This is a genomic window from Azonexus hydrophilus, assembly GCF_905120355.1.
Lineage (GTDB): Bacteria > Pseudomonadota > Gammaproteobacteria > Burkholderiales > Rhodocyclaceae > Azonexus.
The window spans coordinates 130,350-144,060 of record NZ_CAJHOB010000009.1; the positions used below are offsets into that span (position 1 = coordinate 130,350).

Below are 13,711 nucleotides of genomic sequence, written 5' to 3' on the forward strand. Positions count from 1 at the left end.
CGTTATCTGAATCAACAGGGTGAGCATCATGCCATTGTTTGTAACGCATTTGTTGCACCCGCACATCATCACCCATGGACTCGTAACCAGCCATCGAGTTCCGCCACATCCTGCGCACAGACGCGCGGCGCGTGCGCCTGCAGGTGTTCCACCGGATGCGCCCCATACGTCACCGCCACAGCATCAACCCCGGCATTACGGGCCATCAGCAGGTCATGTGAGGTATCACCGATCATAACGGCGGCAGCTTCCGTCACCCCAAACTCAGCCAGCAATTCTTCCAGCATCTGCGGATGGGGTTTTGAATGGCACTCATCCGCACAGCGTGAGGCGGAAAAATACGGGCGCAAACCCGAATGATCGAGCGCCCGCTCCAGACCCAGGCGGCTCTTGCCCGTCGCCACCGCGAGCACATGCCCGGCTGCCTGCAGGCGGGCCAGCATCTGCGGCACGCCTGCGAACAGACTTAGTTCGTGATCACCCGACAGGTAGTGGAAGCGGTAACGGTCGATCATCGCCTGGTAGTTCTCCGGTTTCAGATCCGGCACCGCATGGCGCATGGCATCACCCAGGCCGAGGCCGATCACATGACTGGCCTGAGCCCGACTGGGCACCGGCAAGTCAAGATCAGCGCAAGCCGCCTGAATGGCACGTACGATGGCCCCCGTCGAGTCGAGCAAGGTGCCATCCCAGTCAAAAATCACCAATTCGTACTTCATTGTCGCTCCAGAATGGCCGGACAAGTGTCGGCAGAAAATTCGCGCGGCGCCTGCGCATCCAGCTGCGCGATATAGGTGCGCAGATTCGCAGGCAACGGCGCGATGAACTCCAGCGGCTCGGCGCTCAACGGATGCAGGAAACCCATCCGCCAGGCGTGCAGCGCCATCCGCTTCAGCCCTGCAGCAGCAAGTTGCCGGTTGAGAGCGAAATCGCCATATTTTTCGTCCCCCAGAATGGGAAATCCCAGATGCGCCAGATGCACACGAATCTGGTGCGTACGCCCAGTTTTCAGTTGCGCCTCCAGCAGACTCATACCCGGCCAGCGTGCCAGCAGGCGGAACACCGTATGCGCGGGCTTGCCTGACGCATCCACGCGCACCCGTCGTTCGCCGTTATCCTGCAAGTACTTGTACAAAGGCAAACGAACGTGCTGGACAGCATTCATCCAACGCCCCCTGACCAATACCAGATAACGTTTATCCGCGCCCGCCCCATGCTCGCGGAACATGTCGTGCAAGGCCGTCAACGCCGAACGTTTCTTGCCCACCAGCAGGATTCCCGATGTTTCCCGGTCGAGGCGATGCGCCAGTTCGAGAAACTTGGCCTGCGGTCGCTGCTGACGCAGGGCTTCGATCACACCAAAACTGACCCCGCTCCCCCCATGCACCGCCACGCCTTCGGGTTTATTCACCACCAGCAGGGCATCATCCTCGAACAAAAGCGGCAACTCGACCCTCTCCTTGGCGGCCGCAACCACCTCAGCCGCCGGCCGCTGCGCCAGCCGCAGCGGTGGCAGACGCAGGACATCACCGGGCTGCAAACGATAGGTTGCGGCCACCCGCCCCTTGTTCACACGCACTTCACCACTACGCAGGATGCGGTAGACATGACTCTTCGGCACACCCTTGCAATGCCGGAACAAAAAGTTATCCAGGCGCTGGCCTGCAGCATCTTCGTCAACCGTCAGATAGCTGACTGAATTATTCCCTGCCACACTCATTTTCAAATATACTGCCCGGGTTTCACGTCGTCGTTTGAAGGGATGCCGAACCATCAGACCACGCGCGCAGTGCCCAAGGTAAATACTACCGGGGTGCGACCATCGCGTGGCAGGCCATGAATTCCCTCCCGTGCCAATTGCCCGGGGCAAACCACGTAAAACGCCTGGTTAAGTTCGCTCACCAAAAGTAGCGATGGTAATGGATTAGCTTGTCACAAGCACGCACGGATCGCCCGTTGCAGGAATTTCAAGCCGCGCCTGTCGCAAAAAGACGCGTGGCCATTTAACGATCAGCACACTCATCATCGCCTTTGCCTCTTTCATCATGACGCAACCCGATCACTGAACCTGTCGCTGCCTGCATGGGCGTTTCGCCGTGCTCCGACCAGCTGGAGCCCGAATAACATGAAACGCATGCTCTTCAATGCGACACAGGCGGAAGAACTCCGTGTCGCCATTGTCGATGGTCAGAAACTGATTGATCTCGACATTGAATCCGCCGCCAAGGAACAACGCAAAAGCAACATCTACAAGGGGGTCATCACCCGCATCGAGCCGTCACTCGAAGCCTGCTTCGTCGATTACGGTTCGGAGCGCCACGGTTTCCTGCCGTTCAAGGAAGTCTCCCGCGCCTATTTCCAGGCGGGCGTCGAACCGGGCAAGGCCCGTATCCAGGACGCCCTCAAGGAAGGTCAGGAACTGATCGTCCAGGTCGACAAGGATGAGCGTGGCAACAAGGGCGCTGCCCTGACCACCTACGTCTCGCTGGCCGGCCGTTACCTCGTGCTGATGCCGAACAACCCGCGCGGCGGCGGCGTCTCCCGTCGCGTCGACGGCGATGAGCGCACCGAATTGCGCGAAGCCATGGATCAACTCGAAGTCCCGCAGGGCATGAGCCTGATCGCCCGCACCGCCGCCATCGGCCGTCAGGCAGAAGAGCTGCAGTGGGACCTGAACTACCTGATGCAGCTGTGGACCGCCATCGATAATGCGGCCAAAGAGCATTCGGGCGCTTTCCTCATCTATCTTGAAAGCTCCCTGGTCATCCGCGCCATTCGCGACTATTTCCAACCGGACATCGGTGAGATCCTGATCGACACCGACGACGTGTTCGAACAAGCCCAGGCCTTCATGGGCACCGTCATGCCGCACAACGTCAATCGCGTCAAACGCTACCGCGACGACGTGCCGTTGTTCTCCCGCTTCCAGATCGAACATCAGATCGAAACCGCCTTCGTTCGCCAGGTCAACCTGCCGTCCGGTGGCGCCATCGTCATCGATCACACCGAAGCCCTGGTCGCTGTCGACGTCAACTCCGGTCGTGCCACCAAAGGTGCCGACATCGAGGAAACGGCGCTCAAGACCAACCTCGAAGCCGCCGATGAACTGGCCCGCCAGCTGCGTCTGCGCGACCTGGGTGGCCTGATCGTCATCGACTTCATCGACATGGAAAACAGCAAGGCCCAGCGCGAAGTCGAGAACCGCCTGCGCGACGCCCTGCGTTTCGACCGCGCCCGCGTCCAGATGGGCAAGATCAGCCGCTTCGGCCTGATGGAACTGTCGCGCCAGCGCTTGCGTCCGGCCCTTGCCGAAACCAGCTACATTTCCTGCCCGCGCTGTACCGGCACCGGCCACATCCGTTCGACCGAATCGGCCGCGCTGCATATCCTGCGCATCCTCGAAGAGGAAGCGATGAAGGAAAACACCGGCGCCGTGCATGTTCAGGTGCCAGTCGATGTCGCCACCTTCCTGCTCAACGAGAAGCGCCCGGACATCCAGGCCATCGAACTGCGCCACAAGGTCACCATCCTGCTGATTCCGAATGTTCATCTGGAAACTCCGGCGCACACGATCACTCGCCTACGCCACGACGACCTGAACAACGAAGACGAGCGCGCCCCCTCCTACAAGATGGTGGACCAGCCCAGCGAGGAAGAAACGCGCAAAAACAACCCGGCGGACAAACAAAAACCACGCCAGGAAGCCGCCGTCAAAGGTATCACTCCGGCCCAACCTGCCCCGGTGGTTGCCGAAAAACAGGCTGTCCTCCCGGTCACGACCCCCGCTGCCACAAGCGGCCTGCTGGGCTGGCTGAAATCGCTGTTCGCCGGCAACACCGCAGCCGCAGCCCCGGCGGAACCCACCGCCACGCCGGCACAAAAACCGCGCAACGGTCGCAACAACGAACGCGGCGAGCGTCAGGGCAACCGGCGCAACGGCCGTAATAACCGCAATGGTCGTAACGAGGAAAATGGCGAACGCGGTGAGCGCCAGAATACCCGCAACGGCGAGCGCAGCCAGAAAGCCGCGCAGGAGGAAACCGTTGCCAGCGACAACGTAGCAGCCACACCCACGAGCGAACGCACGGAGCGTAAACCACGCCGAGAGCGGCGCGAGCGCACTCCCGCTGAAAACAAACCCGTCGCAGAGACTGTCGCACAACCGACTGGCGGAGAAAACATTTCGCCAGCCAGTGAGACTGCCGTGAGCGAAGAGCAAGGAAGTGGCCGTCGGCGTGGCCGGCGTGGTGGCCGTAACCGTGGTGACCGCCCGGAACGGCGCGAAGGTGAAATCTCCACCAGCACGGAAGAAACCTTGAGCGTCTCGACCGAGGAAACTCCGCCGATGGCAACTCAAGCCAGCGAAACAAATACGGAAAACAGCCCCAGCTTCCCGCTCACGACACCGCTGCCTACCGCCGTGGTTGCGCTTGAACCGCTGGTAGCAGCAACTGCCAGCGAAGAAGTCCCGGCTGAAGCCACCACGGTCATTGAACCGGCAGCTATTGTCGTCGCAGCGGCTGAAATCGGATCCGTATCTGCTGAGCCGATTGCCAGCACACCGGTTGTTGAAGAAGCAGCCGCAGCGGTCGAGGTGATGGAAGAACCCGTTGTTGCCGAACCTGTTCAATCCGTTCCCAGCACACCGCCAATCACGGACGAAGCAGCCCCGGAAGTAGTAGCAGCGCCCGCCATCGACATTGATGCCGCACTTGCCGACAGTGGCCTGGTGCTGGTGCAGACTACCGCTGCCACGAATGCACCGGCTGTAGTTGAACCGCCACAAAAATTGGGACGTCCGCGCAAAACCCGGACCGCGCCGGCTGAGGCAGAAGCCATGGTCATGGTGGAAACTGCACCGAAGTAAGCACGTCAGAGCAGCGACCAAGACAAACCGGGGACAAATTCCCCGGTTTTTTTTGCCTACCTACTTCCTGCTGACTTGTTTCTTCAATACACCAACCAACCCCTGCGCGGCGTCTTCGACCATATCGAGTACCAGATCGAAACCATGCCCAAGACCGTAGTAAGGATCGGGCACTTCATGATCGTCGAAATTTCTGGCGTACTCCATCAGCAGATGGATTTTTGACAACTGCTCCGGCGTTGCCATGCGCTGCAGGTTGTCGAAGTTGTTCTTGTCCATGGCAAGAATCAGGTCAAAATAATCGAGGTCCTGATAAGCCACCTTGCGTGCCCGCAACTGCGACAAATCATAATGGCGCGCAGCAGCAGCCCGCTGCGTGCGCGGATCAGGCGCCTCGCCAACGTGATAGCCGTGGGTGCCCGCTGAATCGATTTCCACTTGGTCGCCCAGTCCATTGGCTCGCACGTAATGGCGCAATACCGCCTCTGCCGTAGGCGACCGGCAGATATTCCCCATACACACCATCAGAACACGGATTGTCATTGTTCAGCTCCTCTGTCGGGATGCTCTCCAGATCCATCATGCTGCGCCGCACCAAACACTTGTTCGCGCAAACGGAACAACGCATCCCGCGCTGCCGCCGCTTTTTCAAATTCAAGGTTTTTCGCGCAGTCGAGCATTTCTTTTTCCAGCCGCTTGATCTCCCTAGCGACTGATTTTTCGCTCATCGTCGCATAATTTGCCCGGTCCTGGGCTACTTTCAGCGCATTTTGTGCCTGGCCGGCGTCATACACACCATCAATGATGTCCTTGATTTTCTTCGATACCCCGCGCGGCACAATCCCGTGCTCCAGGTTGAATGCCAGCTGTTTTTCGCGTCGCCGCCCGGTCTCAGCGATAGCCCGCTGCATCGATTGCGTGACCTTGTCGGCATAAAGAATGGCCGTACCATGGATATGCCGGGCCGCCCGACCAATGGTCTGAATCAGCGAACGCTCAGAGCGCAGAAAGCCCTCCTTGTCGGCATCGAGAATCGCCACCAATGACACTTCCGGAATATCCAGCCCCTCGCGCAGCAGATTGATACCCACCAAGACGTCAAATTCCCCCAGGCGAAGGTCACGGATGATCTCGACCCGCTCGACCGTATCAATATCCGAATGCAAATAGCGTACGCGTACCCCGTGATCAGCGAGAAAATCCGTCAGATCCTCAGCCATGCGCTTGGTCAGCGTGGTCACCAAAACCCGCTCCTCTGCCGCCACCCGCAGCCTGATTTCCCCCAGCAGATCATCGACCTGGGTAGACGCTGGCCGCACGATGATTTCCGGATCAACCAGCCCGGTCGGCCGCACCACCTGTTCCACGACCTGGCCTGCATGCGTGGCTTCATAATCCGCCGGGGTCGCCGAGACAAAGATGGTTTGCCGCAAATGCGCTTCAAATTCATTGAACTGCAAGGGACGGTTATCGAGCGCTGACGGCAGGCGAAAACCATAATCAACAAGATTTTCCTTGCGCGAACGGTCACCCTTGTACATGCCGCCGACCTGGCCGATGGTCACGTGCGATTCATCAATGAACATCAGCGCGTCACGCGGCAGATAATCGATCAGGGTCGGAGGCGGCTCACCCGCCTGACGCCCGGAAAAATGCCCTGAGTAGTTTTCGATGCCTTTACAGAAGCCAATCTGATCGAGCATTTCAAGATCAAATCGGGTGCGCTGTTCGATCCGCTGCGCTTCCACCAGTTTCTGGCTGGCGGTGAAATAAGCGATACGCTCGGTCAATTCAGCCTTGATCGTTTCGATAGCTTTCAGCACCGTTGCCCGCGGCGTGACGTAATGCGATGCGGGGAATACGGTGAAGCGCAACGCCTGGTGCAATAACTGGCCAGTCAGCGGATCGAAAAACTGCAACTTTTCTATTTCGTCGTCGAACAGCGAGACACGAATCGCGTGTTCGGCGTGCTCGGCCGGAAAAATGTCGATGACGTCACCGCGCACGCGGAAGATGCCGCGGTGGAAATCCATTTCGTTGCGCTCGTACTGCATGTCGGTCAGGCGCTTGACGATGTCGCGCTGGTCCATGCGGTCGCCGACGCGCATGGTCAGGATCATGTTGTGGTACTCGTCACGGTCGCCGATGCCGTAGATGCACGATACCGTCGCCACGATCACCACATCGCGCCGCTCGATCAGGCTCTTCGTTGCACTCAAGCGCATCTGCTCGATGTGGTCGTTAATCGAACTGTCCTTTTCGATGAACAGGTCGCGCGACGGCACATAGGCTTCCGGCTGGTAGTAGTCGTAGTAGGAAACGAAGTACTCGACGGCGTTTTCCGGAAAAAACTCCTTGAACTCCGAGTACAACTGCGCCGCCAGCGTCTTGTTCGGCGCCAGCACCAGCGCCGGCCGCCCGGTGCGGGCGATGACGTTGGCCATGGTGTAGGTTTTGCCCGAGCCGGTCACACCCAGCAGGGTTTGAAAGGACAAGCCATCCTCGACGCCCTCGACCAATTGTTTGATCGCCACTGGTTGATCGCCGGCCGGAGGAAAAGGCTGGTGCAGCCGGTAAGGACTGCCCGAAAAAGTCACCACAGGCGTGCTTTGGGTAGATTCGCTCATGTTAGTATTTTACGTTTTCTGTCGCGCCGCTCTGGCCAGCAGAACCGCCGCCTTCCGGCAGCCCTGACGGCTGTCGCACATTTCCTTCCTATTATTCCACGGAGTCAGTCATGTCCTCTTCGATCTTTGCCGCGGTGGAACTCGCCCCGCGCGACCCGATTCTGGGTCTGAACGAAGCCTTCAACGCCGATGCACGTGACACCAAGGTGAACCTCGGTGTTGGCGTGTACTTCGACGACAACGGGAAAATCCCCCTGCTCGCCGCCGTCAAGGCCGCTGAAGATGCCCGCGTCAAAGCCGCCCTGCCGCGCGGTTATCAGCCAATCGAAGGCGCTCCGGCCTACAACACCGCCGTCCAGAACCTGCTCTTCGGCAAGGACTCGGAACTGCTCGCCGCGGGCCGCGTGATCACCGCCCAGGCCATCGGCGGCACCGGCGCGCTGCGCATCGGCGCCGACTACCTGAAGCGCCTGAACCCGGACGCCAAGGTCTACATCAGCAATCCCTCCTGGGAAAACCACCGCGCCTTGTTCGAAGCCGCCGGCTTCATCGTCGAAGACTACGCCTATTACGATGCGGCGACCCGTGGCGTGAACTTCGTCGGCATGAAGGCCGATTTGAACAAGATGGCTCCAGGCTCGGTCGTTCTGCTACATGCCTGCTGCCACAATCCGACCGGCGCTGATCTGAGCGACGCCCAGTGGTCCGAAGTCGTCGCCATCTGCAAAGAACGCGGTCTGGTGCCTTTCCTCGACATGGCCTACCAAGGCTTCGCCGACGGCATTGACGCCGACGCCGTGGCCATCCGTGCCTTCTCGGCTTCCGGCCTGCAGTTCTTTGCCTCCAGCTCGTTCTCAAAGAACTTCTCGCTCTACGGCGAACGCGTCGGCGCCTTGTCCATCGTGACCGCCTCCAAGGAAGAATCAGCGCGTGTCATGTCGCAGGTCAAACGCGTCATTCGCACCAACTATTCCAACCCCCACACCCATGGTGCCGCACTGGTTGCCGGCGTGCTTGCCTCTTCCGAATTGCGCGCCCAGTGGGAAGCCGAACTCGCCGGCATGCGCGACCGCATCCGTGCCATGCGTACCGGCCTGGTCGATGCCATCAAGGCCACCGGCTGCGCGCAGGACTTCTCTTTCGTTGTTCAGCAGCGCGGCATGTTCTCCTACACGGGACTCTCGGCAGCCCAGGTCGAGCGCCTGAAAGAGGAATTCGGTATCTATGCCGTATCGACCGGCCGCATCTGTCTGGCCGCATTGAACAGCAAGAACATCGATTACGTCGCCAAGGCTGTTGCCACGGTGATCCGCTGACACGCACTGCCGGCGTTCAATAAACCAAAGGCCGCAGATCGCGGCCTTTGTTCATGGAAAAAAGGAAAATCAGCGCTCAACCATCACTTCTGCATTGGGTAGAACACCACTGACCCGCACCGGGACCTTGATTGCAGCCACCGAAGAGCGCACCTCGATTGTCAAACGCCCCTCCAGCCGCCCGTCCGGTGTATGGCGCAGGGCGCCGCCGGCATTCAAGGCGCCAGCATCCAGTTGCAATTCATTGAGCGCAATCCCTGACGCATCTGCGCTTACCCTTGCCGTCAGTTGATCAAAACGTGTACTTCCCGCCCGGACCACAGACCCGGGGCCACGCCGGCTGGCCTCGCCAAGATCCACACCAAACAAATTACCGCGCAGCACCTTGGCCTGCATCTCCAGACGGGCAGCCGACCACATATCCGCCCAACTGGCACCACTGCCCTCAAGGCGCAGCGGCCCCTCCAGAGCACCTGCCAACTTGAGCCTGGGCAACACACCACCAGCTTGCTGCAGATCCACCCGCGCCAGGAGGAAGTCTCCCCGCATGGCCAAACCATTTTCATACCAGCCCAGGCTCCAGTCCCCCCTCAAGACCCCACCAGAAAAACTCGCGTCGATTTCCCGCACCTGCAAACCCTGGATATCAAGGGTCGCTTTCGCATCCAGCGCCCCAAAGCGCACAGGCGTACCAGGTAGCAGCCAGGCGCGCCCTTCAATACGCAAAGCAAGCTGACCTGCGGCAGGCTTTGCCTCAATCAGCAATTCACGTTCCCCAGTTTCCAGGCGCCCTTCGACGAAATGCCCGTTTTCATAGCGGAGCAGGCCGTTAAACGGTCCCAAAACCGTATTCTTTGCAGCAAGAACCTGCAGACCATCGACGTTAACCTGACGCAAGGCCAGCAGAGCAAACGCCTTGTCGCTGGCCACCCCCGGCTGCATCAGCAGCCTGTCCAGCGAGCAGCTCACATCTACCAAGTCCAGCTGCGTCACCGCCGCACCGCCTTTGAGCAACAAGTGCCAAGGCGGCGGCAAACTCACCTTGCCAATCCTGGCGGTCTCCTCGCCCGCGCCACTCAGACGTAAATCATGCAACTCGAGGCGCGGTCGTGGCAGAGCAACAAACTCCACCTCCCCGATCGTGACAGGCATGTGCAACAACTTGCCAGCCAACTGCTCCAGATCGGCACGGTAATTGTTATAGGGAAAAAAGAACACCAGCAAAACCAACAGTGCCACCAGCACCATAAAGGCACCGCCAAGCAGAGGAAAAATCCGCCATTGCCGCCCTGGGCCTGGTTCAGCGGTTTCTTCCTCCAGTTTCTGCCGTTTCTTCGGCGGAGCTTCCTGCTCACTCGCGGGCAAGACCGGCTTGCCGAATGCGGAGAAAACACTGGCAGGCCCAGCCCCGGGCGCTTCCATGGAGACGAACGTAGGCGCACGTTCGCCGAAAGTCGAGAATTGTGAAATCGCCGAATGCAACTCCTCCTTCTCCGGCGGCACGCCTACCGCCCATGCCGCAGCTGCCTCAGCCTGCGGCACAATAAACCCCCCGCGCTCCAGGTCATTGATCGCGCTTTCCACCAGTCGCGCGTTGCCAATTTTGGCAATCAATTCATCGACACTCAACTTGCCATCCACCTGCACCAGAACTAGGCGCAGGTTCCTCTGAACCACACGTGTACTTTGCCGTACCGCCTCATCGCCAGCAGGCGTTTTTGCATAAATTCGTGCAGAACCCATGAACTTCCTTTCCTCGGAAATCTACCGTCTATCTTGACTTTAAGGCATTCTACTACTATAATGCCATCTTTATATTCCCCGATAGCTCAGTCGGTAGAGCGCCGGACTGTTAATCCGTAGGTCCCTGGTTCGAGCCCAGGTCGGGGAGCCAAATAAACACAAGCACTTAGCCCGCATTTTTGCGGGCTTTTTGCTTTTCTGGTCCGTCGTCCGGTAGATCCCCAGTCCGTCGGTTGCCTGCCGCCCCCCACGTCGTAGCCTACTCCAACTTTTGCCACGGGAGAAACGGGGGATTCGGGCATCACCCGTTTCTCCCGAATCCCCCGCTTCGTTTTTTGGGCGGCGTCGCGGCCCCACACTCGCCTTCGGCGCGGCACTGCACGGCTATGGTTTCACGTTGTCTGTATTGATCACACTGTGCACCGGCCTGATCCTGCTGACCCGTCAACTCAACCGCCTGGAGTACGAGGCCTTCATGCTGCAGTGAACGGCAACGGAAAAGCCCACGTAACCGTGAGATTACGCGCATTGCAAGTAGCCGAATTCCTCCTTCGTGCTGCAATAAAATTGTGCCCCCACCAGTGATTGTGCGTATTTTTTCTGCCTGAGGCAGTTTATGCTGCATGCCTGTGCGTGTTTGGCTGCGGCGTAGTGATCAGAGTCGACAATCTGCCCCCCCTGGGTCAGCATAGTTTTGACAGCACACCAGAATTCCGCGCGAAGACTCCAAAAACATGCAAAGCTCCGCAACGGCAAGAAACGATCTTCCTGGAAATCCGAACATAAAAATGAAAAAACTCCATCTGACAGATGAACAGAGTTATATATTCGACGTCAACGACAGGTCAAAAGGAACGCCTTACAACATTTCATTCGAAATAAGGTTTTCCAGACACTTCCCAGTAGAACAGCTACGCCACGCAGTGAAAAAATGTCTTCTGCCTGCAGACATCTCCGGTGCAAAATGCTTCACTGATGGCAATGAAAAGCACATGGAATTTTCAGCGCCCACAATACCGGAGATAAAAACATACAACTTCCCATCGACTGAACAGTATCAAAGATACTGCGACAGCATCCCAGAAAAAGAAATCAACAACAGAGACAAGCTGTTTCACGCATTCATCTACTCAATCAACAACTCTTTCAACAATCTGCACTTCTGCTTCAACCATCTTGTTTTCGACGGAATTTCCGGAATCATTCTTTACGAAGCCATCCAGAAAGTTTTGCTTGACGAGCACACGGAAATACACTGGCATCCATTCGCATCGCATCTAGAAAAGGTTCGTCTCAACAGCACCAGAATTAGTCACATTGATGATGAAAAATTCTGGGAAACAAAATTTCATGAACTATCAAGATGCGAGCCCATTTTTAAAGACGCCATCGGGATCGAAGAATCAGATGCCACCAGCTTGAATTTTCAGCTAGACAAGGAATCAAAAAGCGCACTACTCGGCTATTGCGAGCAGAAAAAAATATCGCCTTACCTCGTGATTTCCTCAGCCCTTGCTGAATTGCTAGCGAAAAAAAACGGATGCCAACGGATCAGCATTGAAATACCGATTGGAAACCGTGTCGGAAAAGAAGAAAAAAACAGCATTGGCGCTTACGAAATCGCAGCACCATTCACCTTCGATTTCAGCAACTCAAATAAATTGAATGACGCCATTGAATCAGCCAAAATTCAATCCAGAGAATTTTATCGCCACAAAGATTTCCCTTGGAGCAATGGAATAATCTCTCCATCGAATATGGAAAAAAATGGCCCATATACACCTCAGGCCGAAGTATCATATTTTTGCTTCAACAAAAACCACTCTCTGGGTTTTGCAAGCTTGCATCATCATAACTCAAAAAGCTCCAACCTTCCTTTTAGCTTATACATCTCAGACTACCTTGATTACGAAGAAATGAGTTTTTACTATATCTTCTGGGGGCAGTACATCTCGTGCGCAACAATTATTGAAATTCAAAATGAGCTTGAGTGCAGCCTGATAGAATTAGTAAGAATTGGCCGCGTGCAATAATTTTTCAGCAGCAAAAAACACCCAAACAATCAAAAAATGAGTACAACCCGTTCATCGCAAGCAGCCAAAACAAATGCACAAGAGCAGGCTGCACGTCAGGCGCGCGCACTGTGGATCAGCGTGGTGATTTATCTCGTGACGTTCATACCCTACGCACTAATCGCCATTCTTTCCGGGTCCATGTTGTTGCTCTCGGACGTTGCGGATTACATCAAGAGTTTCGCTTCCTACGCGGTGTCTCTGCGTATTCTCAGAAACATTCGCGAAGGCCAGCTGCATGATTTTGATTACGGCGCCGGAAAGCTTGAACGAGTCGGTAGTTTGTTCGGAGCCTTGTGCTATATCGGGACATTGGTCGCACTTGCCATCTATTCATTCATGCGTCTGCTGCAACCGGAACCGCTCGACGCTGACTTTACCTTTGTCGGCATCGTCGTTCAGGTCCTGGTGTTTGTCGTAAATGGTGGCCTGTGGATCTACTACAAACGGCTTGCCACCACTTCGCCCTCCCCCTTGATTGACATGGAGTGGCGTCACAAACGTAACGATGCCCTGGGGGCCGTGGCCATCCTGATCGCCCTTGGGCTTGCCCTGGTATTCCAGGATCAGCCGTGGGCTATCTACCTCGACCCGGCATGCGCTCTGGCTTATTCCATCTTTGCCATCGGGTTATACGTTCCTGTCCTGCTGGAAACGCTCCATGACCTGCTCGACCGCACACTCGCCGAAGACGTGCAAATCGTCATCATGCGGCACCTGGCCAAGCATTTTGATGGCTACGAGGCATTTCACGGCGTACGCTCACGACGAGCCGGCAACCGGCTGTTCATCGAGATAGCTCTGGGCTTTGATCCCACCAAGACGATAGGCGAGGCAGAGATCACTATCGAGTCCTTGCGAATGGGCGTTGAAACAGACATTCCAAATGCGGAAGTCAGCGTTGTCATCAAGCCGCTACAGCAAGGGGGAAATGCTGAGGATCTCACAAACCCTGGCGGCAACGACGCCCAGCCACCACTGATCGAAGCCCATATCTAGTCCCCAATGGAGAAAATCGCCCCGCTTCAGCACCCCCTGGGTCAGAATAGTTGTCGCTTCGATAGAATCTTGAATTGAGGGGCGATA

9 protein-coding genes and 1 tRNA gene are annotated in these 13,711 nt (G+C 57.1%); 5 read left to right on the top strand and 5 right to left on the bottom strand.

Annotation, left to right across the window (positions count from 1 at the left end):
- Positions 1 to 68 precede the first annotated feature (68 nt).
- Both JYJ39_RS09170 and JYJ39_RS09175 read right to left on the bottom strand, forming a co-directional pair.
- Entirely contained in the window at positions 69 to 719 is a 651-nt protein-coding gene (locus JYJ39_RS09170; protein ID WP_205203802.1) for an HAD family hydrolase, read from the bottom strand.
- The gene (locus tag JYJ39_RS09175) at positions 716 to 1,720 is read right to left on the bottom strand and encodes an RluA family pseudouridine synthase (RefSeq protein WP_205203803.1); all 1,005 of its coding nucleotides are present in this window, start codon (positions 1,718 to 1,720) and stop codon (positions 716 to 718) included. Before JYJ39_RS09175 ends, JYJ39_RS09170 begins: the two co-directional genes overlap by 4 nt.
- 405 nt (positions 1,721 to 2,125) lie before the next feature.
- On the opposite strand from JYJ39_RS09175, the gene JYJ39_RS09180 reads away from it, so the two are divergent.
- On the top strand, positions 2,126 to 4,867 hold the full coding sequence (locus tag JYJ39_RS09180) for an Rne/Rng family ribonuclease (protein ID WP_205203804.1): 2,742 nt from the start codon (positions 2,126 to 2,128) through the stop codon (positions 4,865 to 4,867).
- Positions 4,868 to 4,927: 60 nt separating this feature from the next.
- On the opposite strand, the gene JYJ39_RS09185 is transcribed toward JYJ39_RS09180, so the two are convergent.
- Both JYJ39_RS09185 and uvrB read right to left on the bottom strand, forming a co-directional pair.
- Positions 4,928 to 5,410, bottom strand: a complete 483-nt coding sequence (locus tag JYJ39_RS09185; protein ID WP_205203805.1) for a low molecular weight protein-tyrosine-phosphatase — start codon at positions 5,408 to 5,410, stop codon at positions 4,928 to 4,930.
- A complete protein-coding gene (gene uvrB, locus JYJ39_RS09190; protein WP_205203806.1) occupies positions 5,407 to 7,494 on the bottom strand; it encodes an excinuclease ABC subunit UvrB in 2,088 nt (695 codons plus the stop codon). Before uvrB ends, JYJ39_RS09185 begins: the two co-directional genes overlap by 4 nt.
- A gap of 110 nt (positions 7,495 to 7,604) precedes the next feature.
- Between uvrB and JYJ39_RS09195 the strand changes: the two genes are divergently transcribed.
- Positions 7,605 to 8,810, top strand: a complete 1,206-nt coding sequence (locus JYJ39_RS09195) for an aromatic amino acid transaminase (RefSeq protein ID WP_205203808.1) — start codon at positions 7,605 to 7,607, stop codon at positions 8,808 to 8,810.
- A 69-nt stretch (positions 8,811 to 8,879) separates the two neighbouring features.
- Here JYJ39_RS09195 and JYJ39_RS09200 read toward each other — a convergent pair whose 3' ends face one another.
- The gene (locus JYJ39_RS09200; RefSeq protein ID WP_205203810.1) at positions 8,880 to 10,553 is read right to left on the bottom strand and encodes a hypothetical protein; all 1,674 of its coding nucleotides are present in this window, start codon (positions 10,551 to 10,553) and stop codon (positions 8,880 to 8,882) included.
- Positions 10,554 to 10,628: 75 nt separating this feature from the next.
- Between JYJ39_RS09200 and JYJ39_RS09205 the strand changes: the two genes are divergently transcribed.
- The 3 genes from JYJ39_RS09205 (at position 10,629) to JYJ39_RS09215 (ending at position 13,624) form a co-directional block, all read left to right on the top strand.
- A tRNA-Asn gene (locus JYJ39_RS09205) sits at positions 10,629 to 10,704 on the top strand.
- Between the two features lie 583 nt (positions 10,705 to 11,287).
- Entirely contained in the window at positions 11,288 to 12,586 is a 1,299-nt protein-coding gene (locus JYJ39_RS09210; RefSeq protein WP_205203812.1) for a condensation domain-containing protein, read from the top strand.
- A gap of 36 nt (positions 12,587 to 12,622) precedes the next feature.
- A complete protein-coding gene (locus tag JYJ39_RS09215; protein WP_205203813.1) occupies positions 12,623 to 13,624 on the top strand; it encodes a cation diffusion facilitator family transporter in 1,002 nt (333 codons plus the stop codon).
- Positions 13,625 to 13,711 lie beyond the last annotated feature (87 nt).